A 23,771-nucleotide genomic window follows, 5' to 3' on the forward strand; every position below is an offset into this window, starting at 1 on the left:
CGTTTATCTCGTTTCTTTAATGACCTTCCTGTAACTACCTTTATTAAGGAAGAAAACATGGCTGAGCAATTTGAGTTAATACCAAGAGTTGAAGAGGGAGCAATTATCCCGCAACGAATGAGTGATGGTTATATTAACGCCACGGCGTTATGCCAATCAGTGGGGAAAACATTTTCTGGCTATAAAGCAACCAAGCTTGCCTCTGATTTTATTACAGAAATGACAAATCAGACGGGATTATCTGAGGCGCAGTTAATCCACTCTATAGTCGGAGGAAATCCCAAGTTACAAGGCACATGGGTGCACCCACAACTCGCTATTAATTTAGCTCAGTGGCTTTCTCCTAAATTTGCAGTAAAAGTGTCTCAATGGGTTTATGAATGGTCTCAGGGGCAGGTTAAATTTGCAACACCTACTCACCTGCAACGTTATACTCATAACAGACATAAAGTTCCACATACTCATTTTTCGATGTTAAATGAGATAACATTGAGTCTCATTGCACCGCTTGAAATTGCTGGTTATGTCCTACCCGATAGGATGATTCCCGATATATCAGAAGGACGTATGTTTTGCGCTTGGTTAAGGAAAAATAGAGGGATAGAACCTAATGATTTCCCGACCTATAAGCACGAATATATTGATGGTCGTGTGGTAGATGCGAAATTATATCCAATTGAATTATATGCTGATTTTCGTAGGCATTTTCACGAAATATGGTTGCCACAGAAAGCTCCAGAGTATTTTCAACAAAGAGATCGTACTGCTTTAGAGTACCTTGAAGTGCTAATGCTTCCGGCTCCTCGTTAACATGTGTCTAATTTGCCATAAATAATCGTTTTGCGTGGCAACTTCTAATATGTGAATTTCCGTAATTAGAAATAGTTAACTATAGGCTGAAGTGATCTGAATCCGTTAGTGAGTCATACCAGAAGGCAGATCCTGATATAGAGGATCTGCTTTTTCCAGTATTGGAATCAGGTTAACTATGCCAGATGAGCAAATTTGAACCTGCGAGTCGTGTTATTTAAATTCTTTTGCCTTTTTCTACACTCCTTAACTTTTATGGATGTGGAAACACTCTTTACCTCGAAGTCCATACACCTGCGCCACATACCGCCCACGCCCGTCACCATGCCCTAAATCCATCGCCACCATTGCCAGCGTCTCTTTCCTGCTAAACCCCTGCGCCAGATAGTGACGAATAGCATCCTGCGCCCACGCATAACGCAGCGAATGCGGAGAATATGCGCCAGTCAGCCCTATATGCACCGCCTGGTTGTGCCAGTAGTCCATCGCGCTTTTCAGATCCGGCTTGTCGATCAGCCGATCATTACGGCTTTCTGCAATAGCCAGCGCATGATCCAGCGCTTTTTTGACTGCGTCAGCATCCAGAATCACCGTTTCACGGGGCCGTCCGCCTTTAGTACCGAAAACCACGGTTAAGCGCGTATCGCCGCGTTCAACGGCCTGTTTCCACGTTTTCAGCGACTGAGCGATTTGTACCGCTTCCTGTGAACGTAAACCCATTAGTCGCGCCAGTTCCAGCGCAGCCGCCAACCCCGGATCTTTTGCGCGGGCTGTTTCTAGCACATGACGAAAATGATCCGGCGTAATAGCCTGTTGCGTACCGTTGCGCGATGCACCAGACAAACCCAGTGATTTTATAGGCTGCACGTACGCTGTTTCTTTCCTGATGACTCATTTGTTTTTCAATGGCGTCTTTACTCCACAGTCCCGACTCACTCAGCGCACTGCACGCCATCGCCCGGAAGCCGTGGCCGCAGATTTCTTTTTTAGTATCGTAGCCCATCACGCGCAGTGCTTTGTTGATGGTGTTGTCGCTCATGCATTTATCCTGATCGTATTCGCCGGGGAAGATAAACGCCAGATGACCAGAGAGCGCTTCAATTTGCTTTAAAATCGCAATAGCCTGATCGGACAGCGGAACGATGTGCTGCGTTTTCATTTTCGTGCCGCGATGAGAGAAACGCACGTTTTCGATCTGCTCCCGTTCTTCCGGAATTATCCATAGCTTCTGCTGCCAGTCGATTTCACTTCAGCGGCAAAGCGCAGTTCGCTGGAGCGCACAAAGAACAGCAACGACAGCTTAAGCGCATACTTTGTCAGCAGCCTGCCGGAATAGCTATCCGTCCGGGATAACAGTTCAGGCAGTTTCTCAAGGGGCAGGGCCGGGTAATGCTGCGTTTCCGGCGGCGTGAACTTGCCGTCCAGATCCAGCGCCGGGTTTGATTTGATTAACTGCTTTTTCACCGCATAGCGCATGATTTCCGTCACGTAGTTTTTCAGCCGTGCGGTGATCTCCAGAAAACCTTTACTCTCGACCTTGCGCAATGTGAATAAAAGAGTCTCCGTGGTGATCTGATCAATAAGGCTGTCCCCGATATCCGGGAAAACATACATTTCCAGCCTGCGCTGGATGGTCGCGGCATAATGCGCAGACCAGCGCCTATGATCGGCGTGCCAGTTCATGGCGATCTGGCGGAAGGTATGCCCGTTTTTCTTTTTCTGTTGTGCGATTTTCTTATCAGCAGCAGGATCGGCCCCTTCGCGCACTCGGGCGCGGGCGGCATCGCGTAGCTGACGTGCCTTAAACAGAGAAACGTCCGGGTAGGGGCCAAAGGCCAGCTTCTTTTCTTTCCCGTCAATGCGGTACTTTATATACCAGAGCTTTGAGCCGTTGGGTTTGATCAGCAGGTAGAGTCCTGAACTGTCGGTAATCTTGAAGGATTTATCGGTGGGTTTGATCTTGCGGATAGCGGTATCGGTTAATGCCATAGGTGGGGGCTCCATTTTCTCAACGAACTGTGAGGCCCCCGATTAAGCCCCAAAAACTATGGATATCAAGAAACCCGGCAGACCTTCTCAGGTCAACCGGGTAAAGATAAGTTCTTGTTTTTTTTAACGTCTCCGGACTCGCTGGGATGTCCCGAAACTAAAATTTGGCTCCTCTGACTGGACTCGAACCAGTGACATACGGATTAACAGTCCGCCGTTCTACCGACTGAACTACAGAGGAATCGTGTGAACGGGGCGAATATTAACGATGACGCCGGACGCTGTAAAGCCTGTTTTTAATAAAATGAATCGTTTGCCGAATTATTCCTCACTTTGCGCAAAAAATGGCGTTTATCCGGCAAACGGATCAGGTTTCCGGCGTTGAGGCCTTAACCCGCGGGTACTTCCACAGCCAGCGACCGCTCACCATGCGGAAGTAAAACAGCGCGCCGCGCACGGCCCAGTCGAGCACCATCCCTAACCAGACGCCGATCACCCCCATCCCCAGCACGATGCCCAGCGTATAGCCCGCCACCACCCGACAGCCCCACATACCGAGCATCGACACCCACATGGTATAGCGTACGTCACGGGCGCCTTTGAAGGCGCAGGGTAAAGTCCACGACAGCGACCAGATCGGCATAAATAGGGCGTTGAGCCACAGCAGCTGCTTCACCACCTCTTTTACATCCTCTTCATGGGTATAGAAAGAGGCGATAAAGCCCGCGAACGGGGCACTGCCCCAGGCAATCAGCGTCAGAATAATGGTCGACAGCCAGAACACATGCCAGGCCTGGAATTCCGCCTGACCAATCTGCCCTTTCCCCAGCCGCTTGCCGGTGATGATCGTCGAGGCGGAGCCGAGGGCGTTGCCCGGCAGGTTAATCAGCGACGCCACCGAAAAAGCAATGAAGTTGCCGGCGATAACGTTGGTGCCCATCCCGGCGACGAACATCTGGGTCAGCAGCTTACCGCCATTGAACAGAACCGATTCGATACTGGCCGGGATGCCGATCCCCATCACCTCCCAGATAATGGAGAAGTTAAAGGGTTTGAAGTAGCCTTTCAGCGACAGCCGTAACGCGGGATTGAGGCCCACCATCAGCACCCAGATAGTGGCGATGGCGCCAATATAGCGGGCAATGGTCAGCCCGAGACCGGCGCCGACAAAGCCCAGCCCCGGCCATGAGAAAAGGCCATAGATGAGCACGCTGCTGATTAGGATATTGAGGATGTTCATCCCGCCATTGATCAACAGCGGGATTTTAGTGGTACCGGCCCCGCGCAGCGCCCCGCTGCCGATCAGCGCAATCGCCGCCGCCGGATAGCTCAGCACCGTCAGCTCGAGATAGGTCAGCGCCAGGTCCTTGACCTGCGGGGTGGCATCGCCGGCGACAAAATTAATAATTTCCTGACCAAAGGCGTGGATCACCCCCGCCAGCACAATGGAAAACAGGGTCATAATGGCCAGCGACTGGCGCGCGGCCGCTCTCGCTCGCCGCCGATCTCGCTTGCCGAGGCTAAAGGCCACCACCACCGTGGTACCCAGATCGATGGCGGCAAAGAACGACATGATCACCATGTTAAAGCTATCGGCCAGACCCACCCCGGCCATGGCCTCTTTTCCCAGCCAGCTGACAAGGAAGGTGCTCAACACCCCCATCAACAATACGCAGGCATTTTCCAGCAGAATGGGCACAGCGAGGGGGCTGATTTCGCGCCAGTACAGCACACGATAACGCTGACGTTTTTTAAACCAGGATGTCCGTTCGACGGCCTGGCGTACGGCGGAGGTGACGTTCAAGAGAGACCTTAGTGAGAGATGTTGAAACAACATTTCAAATGATGATCGAGAAATGGATATCCTGCAAAGTATTTTTCCGTAATAATTGTCGGAAATGACAACAAATTGTTGATGGAAGCGGCAGTTGCACCTGAACGGACGAATTGATGTTTGACAAAAGATTTTTCGCCGCTAAGATACGACTCCACACGATTCCTCTGTAGTTCAGTCGGTAGAACGGCGGACTGTTAATCCGTATGTCACTGGTTCGAGTCCAGTCAGAGGAGCCACATTTAAGAAGCCTGCTTTCGAGCAGGCTTTTTGCTTTTCTGCGTCTCTGGCCTTAACGCAGAATCGCATCCAGCCCGGCAAGCACCTCATTGACAACGGCGACAGGTATGCGTTTCAGACGCTTGCCTTTACCTGCCGCCGCCCTACGCCCCAGGTATCCTCCATGAACGCGCCGCCGCTCAGCCTGAAAAAGCGCCCGGCGGTAGGATGATTTTGCTGACGTTTGCGAGTGAGATAGCGTGAATGAATCACTCTGTCCCATGTCTTATAAGGAGGCGCCATGAACCTCAGACAACAGCAGCAGCAGGCGTTTGACCGCAGCGGTCAGCCGCTTATCGTCGGCGACGTCAACCACTGTCCACTGCCGCCGGAGACCCTCGCCGCGCTGGGTCCGGATTCCCCCTATGTGGTGCAGGTATACGGTTCGGGTCTGACCGGCGAGGTTTACCGGCTGCGCATCGCCGGTAAAGAGTATAATTTAAAGAAACGACGTGCCGTCGCCGGCGTTGCCAACCTTAACGGCCAGTTGTCGTTTTTGAATGAGGTACAGCGCCGGCAGGCGTTGCAACGGCTGAAGGATGACCCAAATACCGCACCGCGCTTCACCCACATCGTCCCAACGCTGTATGCCGACTATCGCCTCGGCATCCTGCTCTCCCCCTGGATCGATGGCGAGCCGATTCACCAGCTGACCCCGCCGCTGATCGCCCAGCTGTTCACCACGCTGGAAGCCTGCGAGGAGCAGGGGCTGATGGAGTGGGATCTCTGTAGCGGGAACCTGTTGGTGGACCGGGAGGAGCAGCTGTGGCTGTTCGATTTTGGCTATATGTATCCCTTCGACCCGCTGAAAGAATTCAACAGCAACGGTCTGGCCGATCCCCTGTTTCACTTTGTCGAGCGCTTTGAGACCCGCTTCTTTTTTAGCTGGCTGATGACCCGGGTGCCCGATGCCGAACAGCAGCTGGCGCAGTATCGCGAGATGAAGCGGCTGGCCGTCGAAAGCTACCGGCGCAAGCTGGTCTGGCTTCGCGCCCGGCGGGCAGCCCCGCAGGTGCAGGCTCATTTTCAGCAGATAACGACGCGCTGGGAGACGGCGCTGGCTGACCCTGCCGCGCTGCGCCGCTTGTTCGCCCTGGAAGCCTTCCGCTCCCATGTGCTGGATATTGAAGACGACCTGCATGGCCAGTCCTGCACCTTGCTCACCCTGCAACGTATCGACTGGGTGATAGGCCAGCTGGAACAGCATTATCGCTTTATCGCCGACGAAGGCGGCCTGTTTTACGACAACGCTGGGAAATCGCAGCAGGCGCTACTCGGTGACTATGCGCAGAAGCGGCAGCAGGCGCAGCAGTACCTGCTCAATGCCGCCGCGGCAAAGGATTAACGGCGTTCGCGCCCCTGTTTCTGCTTCGCCTGATACATCAGGCGGTCGGCGGTGGCCACCAGCGCGTTGAGACTGGGATGGCTGGCGGGATCGTACTCGACGCAGCCCCAGGAGAACGCCAGCTGCCAGGGGTGAGCCGCCTGTTGATTGAAACGCGCTACGTTGTGGCTGAGCGTCTCCATTGCCGCCGCGGCATCGTGGCGGCTGGTATTGGCGAACAGAATAATAAACTCATCGCCTCCCTGCCTGGCGAGGATATCGGATTCACGGAAGGCGCTTTTCATCAAATCGGCGATGGCGATCAGCGCGCGATCGCCCTCTTCATGCCCCCAGGTATCGTTGATGTGCTTAAAGCGATCGAGGTCGACAAACGCCAGGCTCACCGGCTCATGGCGGCGCTGGGCCGTCAGCAGGGCATACTCGGCGAGGGTGAGGAATCCCCGGCGGTTAAACAGTCCCGTCAGCTCATCGGAGGTTGCCGCATCCAGCACCTTGAACTCATCCTCCACGATCGCCGCCAGATCGCTTAAGATCTGTATTTCATGCGCGGAGAACGAACGCGGCTGATGGTCCATCAGACAAAAAGACCCCACCGTCGCGCCATCCGGCAGCTGAACCGGGTACCCGGCGTAAAAGCGGATAAACGGCGCCTGAATCACCAGCGGATTGTCGTGAAAACGCTCGTCCTGCTGCATGTCGTTAACGATAAGCGGGTCGGTTTGCAAAATGGTATGGGCGCAAAATGAAATATCTCTCGGCACCGTGTCCACATCCAGACCGGCACAGGATTTGATGTGCAGCAGATCTTCCCCTACCAGGCTGATGGAGGCCACCGGCAGGTTATACAGCGAACGGGCAAGCCTGGTCAGGCGATCAAAGCGTTCTTCTTTTCCGCTATTCAACAGCCCGGAAGAGCGAAGCGATTGCAGGCGACGCTGCTCGTCGGGATGAAGTCCGGCTAATTTCATTGTCTCTCTCTTGTCTCTTGCGCAGAATTCCACCGGGCTTCCGACAGGAAACCCGGTGTTTTATCCTGCCAGGGGAAAAATAGTCGTCAGGTATCCCATGAGTTAAGCAGATTTCCCCTGCTCGTCAACCGGCGCGCCCCGGCGACTGGCGGCCAGGGCGCTGGCGGAAGGCCATTGACGGCTTTCCGCCCGGCGAAAGGGAAGATCAGGCGCGGATAAACGCCAGCAGGTCGGCGTTGATGGTATCGGCGTGAGAAGTGTGCATCCCGTGCGGGAAGCCAGGATAAATGATCAGCTGGCTGTTGGGCAGCAGCTGGTCCTGCAGGATAGCGGCATTTTTATAGGGAACGACCTGATCGTCATCCCCCTGCATAACCAGCACCGGCAGCGTAATCGACTTAAGATCTTCGGTCTGGTCGGTTTCTGAAAACGCCTTGATGCCTTCATAATGGGCTTTGGCGCTACCGATCATCCCCTGTCGCCACCAGTTCTGGATCGTCCCCTGCGACACCTCCGCCCCGTCACGATTGAAGCCATAGAACGGGCCAGAGGCGACGTCGAGATAGAACTGGGCGCGGTTAGCCGCCAGCGCTTTGCGGAAACCGTCAAACACCTCGATCGGCGTGCCGCCAGGATTCTGTTCGGTCTTGACCATCAGGGGCGGGACGGCGCTGATGAGCACCGCCTTCGCCACCCGCCCCTGCGGCTGACCGTAGCGGGCCACGTAGCGGGCGACCTGGCCACCGCCGGTAGAGTGTCCAACATGGACCGCATTGTGCAGATCCAGATGCTCCACTACCGCCGAGACGTCTGCCGCATAATGGTCCATATCATGCCCCTCGCTGACCTGATCGGAGCGGCCATGGCCCCGGCGGTCGATAGCGATGACCCGAAAACCTTCGGCAAGGAAAAACAACATCTGGTTATCCCAGTCGTCGGCGCTTAACGGCCAGCCGTGATGGAAAACAATCGGCTGAGCTTCCTTTGGACCCCAGTCTTTGAAGTAAATATTGACGCCGTCTTGGGTGGTGACAAATGCCATGTTACAGACTCCTCTCTCAGGATAACCAGCCTGCAGGCCCGTGCCTGGGCTGAATGCCGACGGCGGCCGGCTGAGATGCCAGCCGCGCAGGAATGTGATGCCAGTAACAGTGTAGAAGAAATTTATCACCCCGCCGGACGACTTATCCCGTCTCGCTTGATCGGCTCGCTCAAGCCCAGCAAGCGCCAGCGGCTACGCCGCACTCTCCTGCTGGCGGATCCGCACAATCAGCGCGCCGAGCAGCGCCCAGTCCAGCAGCACGGCGAAGGCAAAGCACACACCGCCGCGTCCTGCCCCGGCGGTGTGCCAGGTCAGCAGCGTCGCCGCGATGGCGACAGCCACGCTCAGCGCCGTGGCGCCGCTGACGCGGCTACCCGACAGTGCCGCCCGTCCCGCGGCAACGCGCCAGGCGACAGCCGCCCCCGCGCTGCCGAACGTCACGCCGGGGAGCAGCGCCGGCCAGGCCTGGCCGCCATACCACGCCACCAGCGCCAGCAGCCAGCCGGCCGCCGACAGCAGGAAAGCCCAGCGCGTTGCCGCCAGGGGCGCCCGATAGAGCCTGGGCTGCGCGCGCGCGAATCCCCATCCGGCGCCGAAGGCCGCGCTCAGGAGCGCCAGCAGACCCAGCGTGCCGCTCGCCCCGATAACGGGGGCCATGATTAACAGCAAGGCCCCGGCGGCGAAGACCACGCTGAGAGCGATGGCGCGGCCGCGCGGGTCGATGGTTCCCGCCGCGTCCGCGGCGGCATGGTGGTGTAAAACGTGCATATTCAGCTCCTGACACCGCAAACGACATGAAAATAACTCATGTCATCGTCTTTACATGCCCGTAGCCTATCGCCACTATACAGGGACACACAAACGCATAGTTTTCAGCCATAGATGAGAAAAACTCAGCCATGAGAACACCCCGCCTGCCGCCGCTGGGCGCCCTGCGCGCCTTCCACGCCGTCGCCCGCCAGCGTAGTTTTAAACTGGCCGCCGGGGCGCTCGGCGTCAGCGCGACGGCGGTCAGCCATCAGATTAAACTGCTGGAATCAGTCCTGGAGTGCCGGGTCTGCGAGCGCAGCGCGCAGGGCGTCAGCCTGACCGCCGACGGCGAGATCCTCTACGCCGCCACCCAGCGCGCCTTCAGCGCCCTGGAGCAGGCCGTTGTGCAGATTGCCCAGGCCCGCCAGCCGCCATCCTTAACCGTCACCACCACCTCCAATTTTCTCACCCACTGGCTGGTGCCACGGCTGGCGGACTTCACCGCCCGCTTTCCTGCTATCGACCTGCGTCTGCACACCAGCGTCGAACGGGTGGATCTGCATCTGGGCACGGTGGACGCCGCGATTCGCTATCGCGAAACGCCCGAGCCGGATCTGTGCTGTACGCTGCTGCATGAGGATCGCTTTATCGTGGTCGCCAGCCCGACGCTGGCCCTCAGTCGGCCTGACGATCTGGCGGAAGTAACACTGTTTCACGTCGCCAACCGGCACGTACCGGCGGATTCGCCGAGCTGGGAGAACTGGCGTCGCCGCTATGGACCGCCGACGCTGAATATTGACGCGGGGTTAACATTTAGCGATGAAACCCATGCCCTGCAGGCGGCGGTGGCTGGCCAGGGGGCGGTGATCGCCAGCGAACTGCTGGCGCGGGATCTGCTGCAGCGCGGAGTGTTATCCGCGCCATTCAGCAGCGCGTTACCGGGCGCCAGCTACTACCTGGTCACCACCGAGGCGGCAGCGCAGCGGGGGGATATTATCGCGCTGCGGGAGTGGCTGGTGGGTAAAATGGCCTCGGGCGACAGCGGCCAGCCGGCAGCGGGATAGCGGCCTTACCAGCCGCAAACGTTAGTCTCTTCGTCGGACTCATAGCCGCGGACGATATTGATCAGCTCCTTCACCGCATCGGCCGCGGCGAGCGGGTCGCACAGCGCCGCCAGCGAGGAAAAGCTTTTATCGACCGAGACGCCGTTATTGTTATTGGTGACCGTCAGCACAAACTCCCCCTCTAAATTGTCGTCCGGCAGATCGCTCAGCAGCCCATTAACGGCCTCCACCGCCTGCTGCGGAATATACAATACCATCGGTTTGAGGAATATTTTTTCTTGTTTCCGCTGAAGGCGGCCATTCTCTACCGCTAAGGTATAACCTTTATTTTCACTGTTCATGCTTTTAGCCCTCGATAAGAATATTCGGATCAACATAGAAGTCGACATTAAATACCGTGTCCTCCGACAGGGCCTCAATGCAGTGCCATTTTTCCGGCGGAAAAACGCCAAACTGGCCGGCTTCAATGGTCAGGGTTTCAACCGGCTCGGGGCTGCTCTCATCGGCATAGCCGAGATAGCGGATTGCCCCCTGCATCACCGACAGCCGGGGATAGACCCCCTGGCGGGTGCCAGCGTCCAGATGGCGGCGCCAGATAGAGGCCGGCGCGGTCTCCTTTGTCCACAGCGGCGTGCTGCGGGTATGAACGTAATGGGTGGGAATAATAATTCGCTGCATGATTGTGCCTCACTTTACCGTCGCACAGGATACGGTCAGAAATAATCGATATGATGCATATCATATACCTCTTTCAAAGGGGAAGGATATTATTTTGCTGGTGAATTTTACCTCTACTCCTTTTTATACCCCTCAGGGATTAACGCTTTGATAAAATAAAAAAGGCGATTACAGTGTCCTGAAATCGCCCCGCAATAATTATGTTAAGCCGTTTACATTTAAATTAGCGCAGCGGACTCGGTTTGCCGATTAAATAGCCCTGCACCAGGTCGCAGCCCAGCGCCTGTAGCGAGGCCAACTGCTCTTCGGTCTCCACGCCTTCAGCCACAATACGCATATGCAGGCTCTTTCCCATGCTGATAATTAGGCGCACGATATCCAGATCGTCTTTTTGCTCCGGAATATTAATAACAAACGAGCGGTCGATTTTGATTTTGTCGAACGGGAAGTAGCTTAAACGTGACAACGAAGAATAGCCGGTACCGAAGTCATCGATGGAGATTTGAATGCCCTGCTCGCGCAGCTGGCTGAGAATTTCCAGCGAACGGGTGTTCTCATTGAACACGTCCGACTCGGTGATCTCCAGATCCAACCGTCGCGGGTCGAGGCCAGTCTGCTGCAATACGCTGATAATGGTGTCGGTCAGCGAGGTGTTCATCAGCTGAATCGGCGAAACGTTGACCGAGACCTTGAGCGGCGTCGCCCAGCTGGCCGCTTCGGCACAGGCGGTTTTCAGCACCCACTCGCCGAGGGCATTGATAAGGCCGATTTTCTCTGCCACCGGGATAAACACCGTCGGCGGCACGGCGCCGCGCACCGGATGGAACCAGCGAACCAGCGCTTCGTAGCCGTAGATTTCGCGCGTGACGGTATCTGCGATCGGCTGGTAGTAGACTTTGAATTCGTCATGGGACAGGGCCTGCAGCAGATCGTCTTCAAACGATTTATTCTCCTGCAGACGCTGCAGCATCCCCGGCCGGAAGATTTGTACATGGCCGCTGCCCTCTTTTTTCGCCTCATACAGCGCGAGGTCGGCGCACTTGTACAGATAATCGGTCCGGCTTTCGCCATCAGAGATCACGATCCCGATGCAGGCGTCGATATTAATCTGCGCATCGTAGATCTGATAGGGCTGGCTGATCTTCTCCCGGATAACATTGGCCCGCTCGAGGGCCATCTCTTCGGTGAGATCGTAAGAGAGCATCGCGAACTCATCGCCGCCGAGGCGATACAGCGTCTCAGAGGTTTTACGGAAAAAAGAGAGGCGGCTGGCCAGATCCTGCAGCAGCTTATCGCCGGCGTCATGGCCGAGGGTATCGTTTACATCCTTAAAGCTGTCGAGGTCAAAAAGCATCACCACGGCGCATCCGTTATAGGGACGCACCTGATTGACGATCTCCTGCAGACGCTGCCAGAAAGAGAGACGGTTTGGCATACCGGTCAGCGAATCATGGTAGGCGTCGTACTGCAGACGACGGTTCTGCACCTGCAGCTTCTCTTTCGAGACCTGCAGATCGTTGGCCAGGGTTTTCATACGAACGTGGGCGCGCCGCAGATTATTATTCTGCCGCAGCATCAGCAGCCCGAGGGTAATACACATGGCGATCAGCAAAATGGAGATCACCGAGTAGATATAATAGAGATGCTGAATTTTATCATGGGTGATATTAACGATATTAATATCTTGCGTCAGCGTGGCGGCCGCCATTGAGGTCAGGGGACCATCCAGCTCGCTTAACACCGGCAGGATCGCTTTAACCTGTGCCGGCGTCATGGTGTCAACTTGTTTATCAAGCAAATGAAGATTGCGGATCAGCGTGGCGACCACCGCCTTCCGCTGTTCGCTTTTATTAATAAAGCGACCCAGATCGCCCTGCTGCAGAAGTTCGATCTGGCTCATCATGATCTCGAGGCGCAGGCGCACCTCATCGTGGTCCGCCCCTTCGGCCCCAATCGCCATGCCCGCCAGACGAGACTCCAGTCGCATATATTCCGATACCATCTGCGACATTGACCACGAGTCCGTATAACGGGTAAATTTTTGCAACTCACTTTGTCGCTCATGCACCAGATAAGTAATATATCCAGTAACAATAAACAACGACAAAATAATAGCCGTGAGTATTCGATTCAAGATCCAACCCTTACTCTATAATAATCTTAGAAACTTGCCAGGCCGATCGGGAATAATAGATCTGGTTCTGTAATTCAGCACTGCTGTCGTAAGGGTAGACGATAAATAACGGGCCTTTATCCCGAACGCGCATATATTCGCCGTTCATTTTTAACGCCATAATGACCGGGAATTTATAAAAATCGTCCATCGGGATAAGGGTGGTGTAGTCGTTGAGCGCCAGCACGCGGACGGATTGGCCTTTAGCGCCGACTAAATCCATGAGTTTATTAAGGGGAATGCCATCAAAACGGACCTTCCCGGTGTACCAGGGGGTGGTGGTTTCCACCGTCTTCATACCCAGTTTTTCCAGCATCGCGAGATCAAAAACCGCCTTGTCACCGACATTCGTATTTCCGATTTTCCCGGAAATGGTCAGTACAGGTTTTCCTGTCGGCGCAGGCAGTTTTTCAGCATAAGCAGAAGGCAACATGACAGAACAAAATAAAACTGCAAGAAGTAGACGCATTTAACTCACCATTCCAGAGAAGGAGACATGTTAAGTGTAAACCATTTACGTCAATTCTTAAAAGGTGCTCCTCTTTGTTATCCGTTGATTTAATTAAAAGTATAAGCTGGCTGGCAAATTGCCAGAATGTTTAGTAAAGGGTGTGATTTCGCCCGCCTTTCCGGCCGCTTATTTTTGCACCAGTTCTCCGCTTAGCAGGCAAACTACTTTCCTCCACGGCCGCCGCGCGGTAGTCTCAGAGCAGACGCAATGCTAAAAGCGTCTCATTCCAATAACAACGAATATGTGACTGACAGGACAGGGTATGGATTCAACAATAAGCGTGCAGCCCGACGAGGCGCCGGATTCGCTGCATCGGGCCCGGCGGGCGGCATGGGGCAGCTTTGCCGGCGCCGTGGTCGACTGGTACGATTTTCTTCTCTATGGCATTACCGCCGCGCTGGTGTTCAACCGCGAATTTTTCCCGCAAATCAGCCCGGCGATGGGCACCCTTGCCGCATTTGCCACCTTCGGCGTCGGGTTTCTTTTTCGCCCGCTGGGCGGGATTATCTTTGGCCACTTCGGCGACTGTCTCGGGCGCAAGCGGATGCTGATGATGACCGTCTGGATGATGGGTATCGCCACCGCCTGCATCGGCCTGCTCCCGTCGTTCAGCCAGATCGGCTGGTGGGCGCCGGTGCTGCTGGTATTCCTGCGGGCGGTTCAGGGCTTTGCCGTCGGCGGCGAATGGGGCGGCGCGGCGCTGCTCTCGGTGGAGAACGCTCCGAAGGGAAAAAAAGCCTTTTACAGCAGCGGCGTGCAGGTGGGCTACGGCGTCGGCCTGCTGCTCTCCACCGGGCTGGTATCGCTGATCAGCAGCCTGACCACCGACGAGCAGTTTCTCAGCTGGGGCTGGCGCTTACCCTTCCTGTTCAGCGTGGCGCTGGTCCTGATTGCGCTGTGGATCCGTAACGGTATGGCCGAATCGCAGGAGTTTGAGGCCCAACAGCGCCAGACCAACGCGCCGCAGGTGAAAAAGCGGCTGCCGGTGGTGGAAGCCCTGCTTCGCCATCCCGGGGCGTTTTTACTGATTATTGCCCTGCGGTTGTGCGAACTGCTGACCATGTATATCGTTACCGCCTTCGCCCTCAATTACTCAACGCAAAACCTCGGCCTGCCGCGTGAGCTGTTTCTCAACATCGGCCTGCTGGTGGGCGGCCTCAGCTGTCTGACTATCCCCTGCTTCGCCTGGCTGGCGGACCGTTTTGGCCGTCGGCGGATCTACATTACCGGGGCGCTAATCGGCACGCTGAGCGGTTTCCCGTTTTTTATGGCGCTGGAGAGTCAGTCCGTTTTCTGGATCCTGTTCTTCGCCCTGATGCTGGCCAATATCGCTCATGATATGGTGGTCTGCGTCCAGCAGCCGATGTTTACCGAGCTGTTCGGCGCCAGCTATCGCTATAGCGGCGCCGGCGTCGGCTACCAGGTAGCGAGCGTAGTCGGCGGCGGCTTTACGCCGTTTATCGCCGCGGCGCTGGTCACCTTCTCCGGGGGAGCCTGGCACAGCGTGGCCCTCTATCTGACCGCGGGATGCCTGCTGTCAGCACTCACCGCGCTGCTGATGAAAAAACATACCGTCGACTGACCCGCCTGCGGAGGGCGCGACCCGCGCCCTCCGGTAAGGAGAATGCATGTCTTTATTGCCTCTGGCCGACTGCTGGCCACGCCGCTTTACCCCCGCCTCGCTGGCGCTGCAGTTTTGCGAGGACCCCACCCTGGCAGAACAGCCGCTGTTTGCCAAAGCCTGCGCCGGCGAGGCCGTCGCCCAGCTCTGGCAGGCGCCGCAGGGATTCGTGGTGCCGGGGAGCTATCGTCAGTTTGCGGACCTGCCGGCGGTCAGCGCGCATTTTGCCGCGCGGGGCTGGCCGGTATGGCTCCGCCGCTCCGGGGGCGGTCTGGTGCCCCAGGGGCCGGGGATTATCAACCTCAGCCTCGCCTGGCCGGTGCAGCAGCCGCTCGGCGAAGCCGCCGAACCCATCTATCACTCGCTGTGCGCTGTGCTGCAGCGCACCCTCGCGCGCTTCGGCGTTGCCAGCCACCCCCGGGCGGTGAGCGGTTCCTTTTGCGATGGCCGGTATAACCTCGCCTGCGGGGAGGGAGAGGCGGCGCGTAAGATTGTCGGTACCGCCCAGTACTGGCGGCCGCTGACGGCGAGCGGCGGCCATGTGGTGCTGGCCCATGCGGTGATCCTTATTGACGCCGACCTTAGCGCGGCGCATCAGGCGGCGAACGCCTTCGAAGCGCAGCTCGGCAGCGGGCGGGTCTACCGCGCCGACAAAACCGTCACCCTGGCGCAGTTGCTTCCCGGCGAGCGCCATCTGCTCCCCCGATTCAGCGAGGCGCTGGCGCGGGAGCTGGACGCGGCTCGCTGAAGGTCGCTTTCAGGTAGCGGCTGAATGTCTCCACCGCGCGCGACACCCGCGGAGCATAGGGCCGGATGACGTACAGCCGATCGGCGAACACCTCCACCGGCTGCCACGCCGGCAGCAGCTCCTGCACCAGCCCGCGGCCGATGGCCTCCCGGGCGCTAAAATCCGGCAGCAGCGCCACCCCCAACCCCGCCAGCACCGCATCGCGCAGCGACTCGCTGTTGTTGGTGGCGAACGGCCCCTGCACGTTGATGGTCACCCGTTCATCGGGCGTCTGGCGGGAGGCAAACGTCCACTGCGGGCGCTGGGGCCCACGGGGATAGGTCAGGCACTGGTGATGACGCAGATCGTCAGGCGTCTCCGGGCGGCCATGGCGAAGGATATAGTCGGCGGACGCGACGATCAGCGTCGCGGTGTGGCACAGCGGCCAGGCGACGTGGGTGTCCGGGAGCGCCTCGCGCCGACAGTGGCGGATGGCGAGGTCGAACCCTTCGCTGCCGAGAGAGACCAGCCGGTCGGTCACCTCCAGCTGCAGATGCAGCTGGGGATGCTGATGCAAAAACGGCGCGATCGCCGGCACCAGCTGTTGACGGGAAAAAGCCACCGGCGCGGTCAGGCGCAGCGTCCCCCGCAACGGCCCGCCCTCATCGCAAGCGCCGGTGAAAATATCCCGCAGCTGGCCAAACGGCTCATTGAGCTCCGCCACCAGCCGCAGCCCGTCGTCGCTGAGGCTGACGCTGCGGGTGGTGCGATGGACCAGTGTTTTACCGGTCACCCGCTCCAGCTCGCTGATTTTCTGGCTGATGGCCGACTTGCTGATCCCCAGCTTTTCCGCGGCCCGGGTATAGCTTTTCTGCTCTTCCAGCACCGTCAGCCAGTAGAGATGGGCCCAGTAACTCTCCGGACGACTCTCGCTCATGTTGATTGTTCACCAGTAAAAACAATGTATTCAACTATAGCGGTTTTTGCCCGCGACGGCATCGGCTAGCATCTTTATCAGACCGCGATTATTGCCTAACGATAAGGAACACCTGCATGCCATTACTGACATTTGACCTGATAGAAGGCCGTACGGAACAGGAGATCAGAACCCTGCTGGATGCCGCTCATCGCGCCGTGCTGCGCGCCTTCGAGGTACCGGAACGCGACCGCTACCAGATTGTTCACGAAAACAAAGTCCACCATATGGTGATTGAAGATACCGCCCTCGGACTGACCCGCACGCGGGATCTGGTGGTGGTGCGGGTCTATACCAGCCCGCGCAGCGACGCGCAGAAGCAGCGCTTCTTCGCCATATTGCAGCAGGAGCTGGCGGAGCACTGCGGCCTGAGCGGCGATGATCTGATGGTGTCGATTATCAGCAACCAGAAAGGCGACTGGAGCTTTGGCCGCGGGGTCGCCCAGTATCTTACCGGCGATCTTTAACCCGCGGCCGGGAGAGCGCTGTCAGCGGCGGCCAGCCGCCGCGATGCGCTGGCGCGCCTGCTGTTCGATATTTTCCAGCAGTTCCTGGACATCGTCTTCGTCAATATCGAGGAACTGTCCTTCCAGCAGCGCGGCGTGAATATCTTCCCGGGTAACCGAAATGCCCAGCGGCACCGTCCGGGATTTGACCTCCTCTGCCGCCAGCGGATGGGGGTAGCGGCGGCCAACCAGATTGTTAAACACGATGGCCAGCAGCGCCAGCATCAGGGAGTTGAGCAGCACCGGCGTCAGCACAAAGTGATAGCCTTCGCTGTGCACCCCGGCGCCGCCGAGGATCGCCGTCAGGGCCACCGCGCCGCCGGGAGGATGCAGGCAGCGCAGAAAATACATTCCGGCGATGGCCAGCGCCGCCGCCAGCCCGCAGGCCAGCGCCGGGTCGGGCACCAGCATACCCACCGTGACGCCGATCAGCGCCGACAGCACATTGCCGCCGACAATCGACCACGGCTGCGCCAGCGGACTGCTCGGCACGCCAAACAGGAGTACCGCCGAGGCGCCCATGGGGGCAATAAACCACAGGTTAACTTCGCCCAGCAGCCAGTGGCTGAACATGCTGGTCACCGCCAGGCCGGTGCCGGCGCCGATGGAGCCCAGCACAATATGCCGTCGAGCCACCGGCAGCGCATGCGGCTTCAACCGCCCAAGGAAAATCCGCAGCCGTGAAAACAGGCCCGCGGGAATGACACTCAACATCGCTTTATCGCTCAGATCATAGGAATAACTTATATTTTATTTTCTTTTTTTAACCTTTCATTAACAACCCTGTATTTCGCAGGGGATTGCACGGGCGGCGATTTCCAGGCGGCACAGGGCTGTGAATTCTCGCCCGGACTGATAGAATCCCTTTTCTGTCAGGGGGATACCCCTTTGCGAACTGAAGGTCATAACCCAGTGAATAATAAAATCTCTTTAGCGAAAGAAGTGGCATGGGCCAGCCAGAATATGCCGCGTACCCTGCGCCAGGTCGCCGCCCTGCCCGACCTCAGCGGCGTCCGCCTGGCCTGCTGTATGCACCTCGACATGAAAATGATCCCGCTGGTGCAGGGGATCCTCGACAAGGGCGCTCAGGTCTTTTTAACCACCTGTAACCCCACCACCGTGCAGGACGACGTGGTGGCCTGGCTGGTGGAGCGTGGCGCCGAGGCCTGCGCCTGGCGCAATATGAGCGATGCCGACTGGCAACAGTCATGGGAAAAAGCGATCGCCTGGCAGCCGACTCACCTGTGCGAAATGGGAGCCGATATCACCACCCTCCTCCACCAGCGCGGCGAGTTCGGCAACATCGTGGCGGGTCTGGAAGCCACCGGCTCCGGCGTCAATCGGCTGGGGGATATTCAGCCCGGCTATCCGATCTTTAACTGGGACGATCTGCCGGTCAAAGAGGGGCTGCATAACCGCCATATGGTCGGACTCACCGCCTGGCATACCTTCTTCCAGACCACTCATCTCACCCTGCATGAGAAAAAAGTGCTGGTCATCGGCTACGGCCTGGTTGGCCAGGGCGTCGCGGCGGCGGCAAAAGCTTTTGGCGGCCAGGTGATGGTGGCGGAGATCGATCCTGCCCGTCGACTGCAGGCGGCCTATGACGGCTGGCACGTGGTCGATCTCCAGGAGGCTATCGCCTCGGCGGACGTGGTCGCCACGGCGACAGGCGGTAAAAACGTGGTTAATCGCCAGGCGCTGGACCGGGCGAAAGCGGGAGTGTTTATCCTTAACGTCGGCCACGTGGCGGAAGAGATCGACGGCGAATACCTGCGCCAGTATCCTCAGGAAGAGGTGATGCCGTATATCAACGCCTACCGCATGGCTGACAAAACCGTCTACCTGATGGCCAATGGCTCGATGCTCAACCTGACCGCCGGCTTCGGCGACAGCCTGAACGCCTTTGACGTCACCCTGGCGGTGATGGCCAGCGGTATCGGCCATATTGTCAGCGACGGTATGCGCGCCCCGGCGCAGGTTTACCTGCTACCGCAGGCGGTCTGGCAGCAGGCGCTGTAAACCCGGCGCATCGTCGAAACGATGCGCTTTATCATCAGGACGTTGGCGCGCTATCGGGCAGCACAATGTTGCTCTGCGCCAGGGTCCCCATCTGGTGGTACATCGCGCTGGCGGCATCCAGCAAGTGCATGGCCAGCGCAGCGCCGCTGCCCTCACCCAGGCGCATGTCCATATCGAGATACGGGCGCAGACCCAGCGCGTCGAGGGCGATCCGCGCCCCTTTCTCCGCCGACAGGTGCGAAGGGATAAGATACGGATGCGCCGCCGGGGCCATGCGGCAGGCCGCCAGAGCCGAAGCGTAGGAGAGGAAACCATCCAGCACCACCGGCAGACCGCAGGAAGCCGCCCCGAGGATCACCCCGCTCATGCCCACCAGATCAAAACCGCCCACCTTCGCCAGCACGTCCAGCCCGTCCGCCGGGTTCGGCTGGTTATAAGCGATCGCCTGGCGCACCACCGCCACCTTATGGCCCCGCTGCGCCAGCGGCAGATTGGCCCCGCAGCCCACCACCGCGTCGGGGTCGCTGCCGGTCAGGACGCTGATCGTCGCTGCCGCCGGGGTGGTATTGGCCATACCCAGCTCTCCCACGCCAAAGACTTTCACTCCGTCGGCGGCGAGCTGGCGGGTGAAACGCATGCTGGCAAGCAGCACCGTCTCCGCCTGCTGACGGCTCATCGCCGCCGTCCGGGCGATATTCCCGCTACCGCGGGCCACCTTGAGGTTGATCAGGCCCGGCAGCGGCTCGGCGTCGATGCCGACATCCACCACCTCCACTCTCACCCCAGCCTGCGCCGCCAGCACGCAAACCCCGGTGTTGCCCCGTACCATATTGCCGGCATGAATGGCCGTCACCGCCTGCGGCGAAGGGGTCACGCCTTCATGCCAGACGCCGTGGTCGGCGCACATGACCACGATGGCTTTATCGCTCAGCGCCAGCTGCCCCTGCAGCCCCGGCAGACCGGCCAGCTGCACCGCCAGGCTCTCCAGACGGCCAAGGCTGCCGGGCGGCTTTAACAGGCCGTCAATATGCTGCTGCGCGCGCGCCATGCCCGCCACATCGGGCTGCGGAATGGCAGCCAGTAACGCCGAAAGTGTGTCCATTCTGTTCCTCACCGTGGATGCCAGGCCTTACAGTAGCGCCAGTAAAAAGAATAATTCGCCCAGCTCGATCGCCGCTCCGAGGGTATCCCCGGTCTGCCCGCCGAGGGTGCGCTTCAGCGCCCACCCCAGGCCCCCGATCAGCACCAGGGCGATCAGCGCGGCGCGCAGCCCCTGCAGCCCCAGCAGGGCGGTGGCCAGCGCGATCGCTATCGCCAACGTCGTTAGCGTCTGCTGCAGGCTAATCTTGCCAATAAACAGATTGCCCAACCCTTTTTCCCGCGCATAGCGATGGCGATACATCAGCAGTACCGCCATCCCGCGACCGACGGCGCAGGCCGCCGCCAGCGCCGCGATGGGGTTGACATCGCGCAGCAGCAGTTCGCCGACCACCAGCACCTTGGCCACCAGCACAAAAATCAGCGCCAGACCGCCGTGGGTCCCCAGCCGGCTGTCGCGCATGATCTCCAGCATCCGATCGCGGGTGCGGGCGGAGAAGATGCCGTCGCAGGTATCGGCCAGCCCGTCAAGATGAAATCCGCCGGTGAGCAGCGCCAGCGCCAGCGCGCCGAACAGCGCCGCCAGCGGGACGCCGCACCATGGCTGCAGGAGGTACACCACCGCGCCGGCGATGGCGCCGAGCAGTAAACCGACCAGCGGGAAGGTAACGATACTGCGCTGGTACTGTTCGATCTCCAGGCCCTGGGATAACCGCGCCGGGACCGGCAGACGGCTGATAAACGAGAGTGCAGCAAAGAATGACTTAATCACGTGGGGTTGACTCCTGTCGGCGAAAGCAGCGGAAGAGTTCTGTCGCGCCCGGTCAGCACCTGAGTTTGTCTTCTGGCGAATCGATCGTCGGAGAGGTGAGAGGTGTTGAGATATCGCCCTGACGCCGCTGCGTCAGATGCCCGGCCAGGATGAGAGAAACCTTTCCGATATCAATACGTTTTCGCGGGGCAGTATAGCAAAGAGTCGGTGAGGAGAGGCAGTTGCCGGGACAAAGTTTTCGCAGAAATATGCGTTGAGGAGATGGTAGTGCTGAACAGTCCGGCGACGCTGACCGCCGCCGGACAGCAGGGATTAGCCTTCGACTTTAGCTTCGCCCATCACTTTCAGTTTTTTGGAGATGTCGCGACGCTCTTTGGACAGCTCGGCATTCTTGATGATGTAGTCATCAACGCGGTCTTCGTAATCGCTCTTCATGCTGGCGATGATGCCCTGGATGGCTTCCACGCTCATGCCCGGCTTGATGTAGTCGCTGAGGTTGTCCAGCAGCAGAACGCGCTTCTGGTTATCACGGATCTTTTTCTCAACGTCCTGAATTTCACGCTGCAGTTTGTTCTTACGACGGTACAGACGAACAAACTCCAGTACGTCCTGGAAAGAAGGCTTAGTTGTTTCCATTTTTACACCCCTAATAATTGAGATTCGGATTCGTAAAGCGACTGCGTTATAGGGCTAACATAACTGCTAGCAGTCGCTGATGACAATGTTTTTTCCTTTGCGTTTATCATAACCCTAAACGCTGCTGAATCGAAACAACCCATGCAGTTACCCGGCGCATCTGGTGCTTATTTGCGCAATGCGCGGCAGATCAGATGCGACAGCAGCTCCAGCTGGCGTGCCAGTTCAATAGAGAGCCAAACATAGCCATGGATCGGGGTTTCCGCCAGGCTGTCGTCCCCCTGCTCTTTCATCAGCTGGCGCAGTTCGAGGACAATCTCATTCAGCTTTTCATTGTTGGCGCGCACAGGCTGAGGGTTTCCTTCGTACAGCGCGTGGGCGATGGCCAACAGCGTCTGCTGGGTCATCTGCTGCGTCTCGCGTAGGGTGTGCGCATTGAGCATCACGAAGTGACCCGGACGGGTTGCCCACCAGGCGTTGATCTGCAGCTCCAGCATGCACACGAGGTTGCGGCTGACGGTCTGGATAGCCTCGAAGATCGCCTTCTGGATATGCGTCTCTTTGCTGGCGGGAGTGATCAGCCCGCGCATTTTGACGACGTCGTTGAGCGCCTGCTGAAGATGTTTTTCCAGCCGCGGCCGATCCACCAGATTTGGCGAGAAGCCGGCCTGGTAGAGGCGGTTGAAGTTGGTGACGTAGCTGGCCATCTGGATACGCCAGTGGATAAACGCCCGCTGCGGCCAGATACCGGTAAACAACATTGCCAGCAGCGAGCCGAAGATCACGTCGCCGCTTCGCCACAGCGCGGTATGCATATCGCCGGGCGGCGCCCCGACCACCACCGACAGGGTAATGCCGATCAGCAGCGCCTGATAGGGTTTCTTGCCCAGCGCCAGCCAGCCGCAGAGGAACATTGCCGCCGCGCACCAGAGGACCATCAGCGGCAGGGAGATAAGCTCAAGCTTCAGCGCCACCAGCCCCAGCGCCGAGCCGAGGATCGTGCCGCCGATGCGCTGAAACGCCCGCGGCACGACGTTGCCCCAGAAGGAGATCGGCCCCATCACCACCACCAGGGTGATGAGAGGCCAGGTCCCCTCGGGCACGTTCAGCAGCCGCACCAGCAAAAAGGTGAGCACAAAGGCCAGCGCAATCCGCACACCATGCACCACCCGATAATGGCGATACAAGCGGATCTCAAATGGCTTGAGTGATTTATCAGCGCGCACAACCCTCTCCGGCAAAACGAAAAGGCCAATTGTAACTGCTTTTTCGCCCGGAGCATGCCGGGAATGTAAAAATCCTTGTCCGGAACAGGGGTAAACCGCTACGACGCGACGCGCTCAACGGGGACATACATGTCGATATCCCAGTAGCCGTCGTGGTTGCCGTCGTTAAGATAGATCTCAAAACAGGGCCTGGGGGCCACGCGATGCGTTGTGCTCTGCAGCAGACTGTCGAAAAACTGCATCCACGGGGTAGCAAAATCGTAATCCACCACTCGCGCGCGGGCGCAGGCGTAATCCCCGCCGGCAATCGCCGCCAGTATCACCCCTTCGCTGTTGGCGGGAATGACGTAATCCTCGTCAACGGCGACCACGGTGGCGCAGCGTAGTTTTTCCGCTGGCACGTCCTCCGGGTTATCGTAGTAGACGGCAAGCCACTCGCGGGCGGGCACCTGATGGTTCTCAACCCACATCATCAGTTGCTCAAACCCCTGCTTGACGGTTTGATCCCAGGGCCCGACCAGATGGAAACCGGCAATGGTTTTCTTGCCGAGGGTGGTGACGCTGTAGTTCATCTTGCCTCCTTCGTGAACATATTACTGTATAAATGTACAGTTAATCTAGCAGGAGATCCCCCCCTCAGTATGTGCGCGAATTCACAGAGTCGCCATTGCGGCTGATGAAAAAAACGGCGATTTTGTCGCCGCGTCTGCCGGGCGGCAGGCGAAAAAAAACCGCCTGCAAAGA

General features: G+C 58.1%; 23 protein-coding genes, 2 tRNA genes and 4 pseudogenes. 9 read left to right on the plus strand and 20 right to left on the minus strand.

All coding sequences use genetic code 11. The annotated features are described in order from the left end of the window. Positions 1–57 precede the first annotated feature (57 nt). Positions 58–810, plus strand: coding sequence for a KilA-N domain-containing protein (locus tag CE636_RS06520; RefSeq protein WP_017900819.1), 753 nt, complete (start codon positions 58–60; stop codon positions 808–810). A gap of 246 nt (positions 811–1,056) precedes the next feature. Here CE636_RS06520 and CE636_RS06525 read toward each other — a convergent pair. The 5 genes and pseudogenes from CE636_RS06525 to CE636_RS29635 all read right to left on the minus strand — a co-directional run. Further along, positions 1,057–1,665 (minus strand): annotated as a pseudogene (locus CE636_RS06525) (integrase domain-containing protein); the annotation flags it as partial. Position 1,666: 1 nt separating this feature from the next. Next, a pseudogene (locus CE636_RS06530) lies at positions 1,667–2,799 on the minus strand (tyrosine-type recombinase/integrase); the annotation flags it as partial. A 165-nt stretch (positions 2,800–2,964) separates the two neighbouring features. Further along, positions 2,965–3,040, minus strand: a tRNA-Asn gene (locus CE636_RS06535). 126 nt (positions 3,041–3,166) lie between these two features. Next, on the minus strand, positions 3,167–4,603 hold the full coding sequence (locus tag CE636_RS06540) for an EmmdR/YeeO family multidrug/toxin efflux MATE transporter (RefSeq protein WP_025999190.1): 1,437 nt from the start codon (positions 4,601–4,603) through the stop codon (positions 3,167–3,169). Between the two features lie 8 nt (positions 4,604–4,611). Next, positions 4,612–4,791: a DUF5951 family protein gene (locus CE636_RS29635; RefSeq protein WP_219633510.1), complete on the minus strand. Its 180-nt coding sequence runs from the start codon at positions 4,789–4,791 to the stop codon at positions 4,612–4,614. Positions 4,792–4,796: 5 nt separating this feature from the next. On the opposite strand from CE636_RS29635, the gene CE636_RS06545 reads away from it, so the two are divergent. Beyond that, positions 4,797–4,872, plus strand: a tRNA-Asn gene (locus tag CE636_RS06545). Positions 4,873–4,925: 53 nt separating this feature from the next. Here CE636_RS06545 and CE636_RS29565 read toward each other — a convergent pair. Beyond that, positions 4,926–5,012: pseudogene (locus tag CE636_RS29565) on the minus strand (type II toxin-antitoxin system PemK/MazF family toxin); the annotation flags it as partial. Between the two features lie 141 nt (positions 5,013–5,153). Between CE636_RS29565 and CE636_RS06555 the strand changes: the two are divergent. Further along, positions 5,154–6,257: an AarF/UbiB family protein gene (locus tag CE636_RS06555; RefSeq protein WP_017899683.1), complete on the plus strand. Its 1,104-nt coding sequence runs from the start codon at positions 5,154–5,156 to the stop codon at positions 6,255–6,257. On the opposite strand, the gene CE636_RS06560 is transcribed toward CE636_RS06555, so the two are convergent. The 3 genes from CE636_RS06560 to CE636_RS06570 form a co-directional block, all read right to left on the minus strand. Next, positions 6,254–7,225, minus strand: a complete 972-nt coding sequence (locus tag CE636_RS06560) for a sensor domain-containing diguanylate cyclase (protein ID WP_004203513.1) — start codon at positions 7,223–7,225, stop codon at positions 6,254–6,256. The genes CE636_RS06555 and CE636_RS06560 overlap by 4 nt on opposite strands. Before the next feature lie 205 nt (positions 7,226–7,430). Next, positions 7,431–8,267, minus strand: a complete 837-nt coding sequence (locus CE636_RS06565; protein ID WP_004203515.1) for an alpha/beta fold hydrolase — start codon at positions 8,265–8,267, stop codon at positions 7,431–7,433. Positions 8,268–8,459: 192 nt separating this feature from the next. Then, the gene (locus tag CE636_RS06570; RefSeq protein WP_017899684.1) at positions 8,460–9,035 is read right to left on the minus strand and encodes a hypothetical protein; all 576 of its coding nucleotides are present in this window, start codon (positions 9,033–9,035) and stop codon (positions 8,460–8,462) included. 131 nt (positions 9,036–9,166) lie between these two features. Between CE636_RS06570 and CE636_RS06575 the strand changes: the two genes are divergently transcribed. After that, on the plus strand, positions 9,167–10,081 hold the full coding sequence (locus tag CE636_RS06575) for a LysR substrate-binding domain-containing protein (RefSeq protein ID WP_017899685.1): 915 nt from the start codon (positions 9,167–9,169) through the stop codon (positions 10,079–10,081). A 5-nt stretch (positions 10,082–10,086) separates the two neighbouring features. On the opposite strand, the gene CE636_RS06580 is transcribed toward CE636_RS06575, so the two are convergent. Next, positions 10,087–10,422, minus strand: a complete 336-nt coding sequence (locus tag CE636_RS06580; RefSeq protein WP_017899686.1) for a DUF1869 domain-containing protein — start codon at positions 10,420–10,422, stop codon at positions 10,087–10,089. A gap of 4 nt (positions 10,423–10,426) precedes the next feature. Further along, complete coding sequence (locus CE636_RS06585; RefSeq protein ID WP_004203524.1) at positions 10,427–10,759, minus strand: DUF1971 domain-containing protein; 333 nt, start codon at positions 10,757–10,759, stop codon at positions 10,427–10,429. Here CE636_RS06585 and CE636_RS29640 point away from each other — a divergent pair. Next, a pseudogene (locus CE636_RS29640) lies at positions 10,758–11,012 on the plus strand (hypothetical protein). The gene CE636_RS06585 and the pseudogene CE636_RS29640 overlap by 2 nt on opposite strands. Here the strand turns inward: CE636_RS29640 and CE636_RS06590 are convergent. Continuing rightward, positions 10,983–12,893 carry a putative bifunctional diguanylate cyclase/phosphodiesterase gene (locus tag CE636_RS06590; protein ID WP_017899687.1) on the minus strand — a complete coding sequence of 637 codons (1,911 nt, stop codon included), beginning with the start codon at positions 12,891–12,893 and terminating at the stop codon, positions 10,983–10,985. The pseudogene CE636_RS29640 and the gene CE636_RS06590 sit on opposite strands and share 30 nt — an antisense overlap. Before the next feature lie 10 nt (positions 12,894–12,903). Further along, a complete protein-coding gene (locus tag CE636_RS06595) occupies positions 12,904–13,401 on the minus strand; it encodes a molybdopterin-dependent oxidoreductase (RefSeq protein ID WP_017899688.1) in 498 nt (165 codons plus the stop codon). Positions 13,402–13,705: 304 nt separating this feature from the next. Here CE636_RS06595 and shiA point away from each other — a divergent pair, with 304 nt between their 5' ends. Together shiA and CE636_RS06610 are read left to right on the plus strand one after the other, a co-directional pair. Continuing rightward, positions 13,706–15,025, plus strand: coding sequence for a shikimate transporter (gene shiA, locus CE636_RS06605; protein ID WP_017899689.1), 1,320 nt, complete (start codon positions 13,706–13,708; stop codon positions 15,023–15,025). A gap of 46 nt (positions 15,026–15,071) precedes the next feature. Continuing rightward, positions 15,072–15,812: a lipoyl protein ligase domain-containing protein gene (locus CE636_RS06610; protein WP_017899690.1), complete on the plus strand. Its 741-nt coding sequence runs from the start codon at positions 15,072–15,074 to the stop codon at positions 15,810–15,812. On the opposite strand, the gene CE636_RS06615 is transcribed toward CE636_RS06610, so the two are convergent. Next, positions 15,772–16,728, minus strand: coding sequence for a LysR family transcriptional regulator (locus tag CE636_RS06615; protein ID WP_017899691.1), 957 nt, complete (start codon positions 16,726–16,728; stop codon positions 15,772–15,774). The two genes, CE636_RS06610 and CE636_RS06615, sit on opposite strands and share 41 nt — an antisense overlap. 116 nt (positions 16,729–16,844) lie before the next feature. Between CE636_RS06615 and CE636_RS06620 the strand changes: the two genes are divergently transcribed. Beyond that, the gene (locus CE636_RS06620) at positions 16,845–17,234 is read left to right on the plus strand and encodes a tautomerase family protein (RefSeq protein ID WP_017899692.1); all 390 of its coding nucleotides are present in this window, start codon (positions 16,845–16,847) and stop codon (positions 17,232–17,234) included. Positions 17,235–17,255: 21 nt separating this feature from the next. Here CE636_RS06620 and CE636_RS06625 read toward each other — a convergent pair whose 3' ends face one another. Beyond that, positions 17,256–17,987: an HPP family protein gene (locus tag CE636_RS06625; RefSeq protein WP_017899693.1), complete on the minus strand. Its 732-nt coding sequence runs from the start codon at positions 17,985–17,987 to the stop codon at positions 17,256–17,258. Positions 17,988–18,185: 198 nt separating this feature from the next. Between CE636_RS06625 and CE636_RS06630 the strand changes: the two genes are divergently transcribed. Further along, positions 18,186–19,295 (plus strand): adenosylhomocysteinase, encoded by a 1,110-nt coding sequence (locus CE636_RS06630; protein ID WP_004203536.1) that lies wholly within the window; start codon positions 18,186–18,188, stop codon positions 19,293–19,295. Positions 19,296–19,329: 34 nt separating this feature from the next. Here the strand turns inward: CE636_RS06630 and cobT are convergent, their stop codons facing one another. The 5 genes from cobT to sbmC form a co-directional block, all read right to left on the minus strand. Beyond that, on the minus strand, positions 19,330–20,397 hold the full coding sequence (gene cobT / locus CE636_RS06635) for a nicotinate-nucleotide--dimethylbenzimidazole phosphoribosyltransferase (RefSeq protein ID WP_017899695.1): 1,068 nt from the start codon (positions 20,395–20,397) through the stop codon (positions 19,330–19,332). A gap of 27 nt (positions 20,398–20,424) precedes the next feature. Further along, positions 20,425–21,165, minus strand: a complete 741-nt coding sequence (cobS, locus tag CE636_RS06640) for an adenosylcobinamide-GDP ribazoletransferase (RefSeq protein ID WP_017899696.1) — start codon at positions 21,163–21,165, stop codon at positions 20,425–20,427. Positions 21,166–21,477: 312 nt separating this feature from the next. Beyond that, a complete protein-coding gene (locus CE636_RS06645; RefSeq protein WP_002911883.1) occupies positions 21,478–21,801 on the minus strand; it encodes a DUF496 family protein in 324 nt (107 codons plus the stop codon). Between the two features lie 167 nt (positions 21,802–21,968). Beyond that, positions 21,969–23,027 (minus strand): FUSC family protein, encoded by a 1,059-nt coding sequence (locus tag CE636_RS06650; RefSeq protein WP_004203544.1) that lies wholly within the window; start codon positions 23,025–23,027, stop codon positions 21,969–21,971. Positions 23,028–23,125: 98 nt separating this feature from the next. Further along, positions 23,126–23,599, minus strand: a complete 474-nt coding sequence (sbmC, locus tag CE636_RS06655) for a DNA gyrase inhibitor SbmC (protein ID WP_017899697.1) — start codon at positions 23,597–23,599, stop codon at positions 23,126–23,128. Positions 23,600–23,771: the final 172 nt, after the last annotated feature.

Source organism: Klebsiella sp. LY (assembly GCF_004010915.1).
In the GTDB taxonomy this organism is placed as follows: Bacteria; Pseudomonadota; Gammaproteobacteria; order Enterobacterales; family Enterobacteriaceae; genus Klebsiella; species Klebsiella quasipneumoniae.

Bases quoted from the DNA above. Each gene is read 5' to 3' on its own strand.
- shiA (WP_017899689.1), top strand. From the start codon at position 13,706: ATGGATTCAACAATAAGCGTGCAGCCCGACGAGGCGCCGGATTCGCTG.
- CE636_RS06575 (WP_017899685.1), top strand. From the start codon at position 9,167: ATGAGAACACCCCGCCTGCCGCCGCTGGGCGCCCTGCGCGCCTTCCAC.
- CE636_RS06570 (WP_017899684.1), bottom strand. From the start codon at position 9,035: ATGCACGTTTTACACCACCATGCCGCCGCGGACGCGGCGGGAACCATC.
- CE636_RS06555 (WP_017899683.1), top strand. From the start codon at position 5,154: ATGAACCTCAGACAACAGCAGCAGCAGGCGTTTGACCGCAGCGGTCAG.
- CE636_RS06595 (WP_017899688.1), bottom strand. From the start codon at position 13,401: ATGCGTCTACTTCTTGCAGTTTTATTTTGTTCTGTCATGTTGCCTTCT.
- CE636_RS06560 (WP_004203513.1), bottom strand. From the start codon at position 7,225: ATGAAATTAGCCGGACTTCATCCCGACGAGCAGCGTCGCCTGCAATCG.
- sbmC (WP_017899697.1), bottom strand. From the start codon at position 23,599: ATGAACTACAGCGTCACCACCCTCGGCAAGAAAACCATTGCCGGTTTC.
- CE636_RS06580 (WP_017899686.1), bottom strand. From the start codon at position 10,422: ATGAACAGTGAAAATAAAGGTTATACCTTAGCGGTAGAGAATGGCCGC.
- cobT (WP_017899695.1), bottom strand. From the start codon at position 20,397: ATGGACACACTTTCGGCGTTACTGGCTGCCATTCCGCAGCCCGATGTG.
- CE636_RS06645 (WP_002911883.1), bottom strand. From the start codon at position 21,801: ATGGAAACAACTAAGCCTTCTTTCCAGGACGTACTGGAGTTTGTTCGT.
- CE636_RS06625 (WP_017899693.1), bottom strand. From the start codon at position 17,987: ATGTTGAGTGTCATTCCCGCGGGCCTGTTTTCACGGCTGCGGATTTTC.
- CE636_RS06565 (WP_004203515.1), bottom strand. From the start codon at position 8,267: ATGGCATTTGTCACCACCCAAGACGGCGTCAATATTTACTTCAAAGAC.
- CE636_RS06620 (WP_017899692.1), top strand. From the start codon at position 16,845: ATGCCATTACTGACATTTGACCTGATAGAAGGCCGTACGGAACAGGAG.
- CE636_RS06610 (WP_017899690.1), top strand. From the start codon at position 15,072: ATGTCTTTATTGCCTCTGGCCGACTGCTGGCCACGCCGCTTTACCCCC.
- CE636_RS06615 (WP_017899691.1), bottom strand. From the start codon at position 16,728: ATGAGCGAGAGTCGTCCGGAGAGTTACTGGGCCCATCTCTACTGGCTG.
- CE636_RS06585 (WP_004203524.1), bottom strand. From the start codon at position 10,759: ATGCAGCGAATTATTATTCCCACCCATTACGTTCATACCCGCAGCACG.
- CE636_RS06520 (WP_017900819.1), top strand. From the start codon at position 58: ATGGCTGAGCAATTTGAGTTAATACCAAGAGTTGAAGAGGGAGCAATT.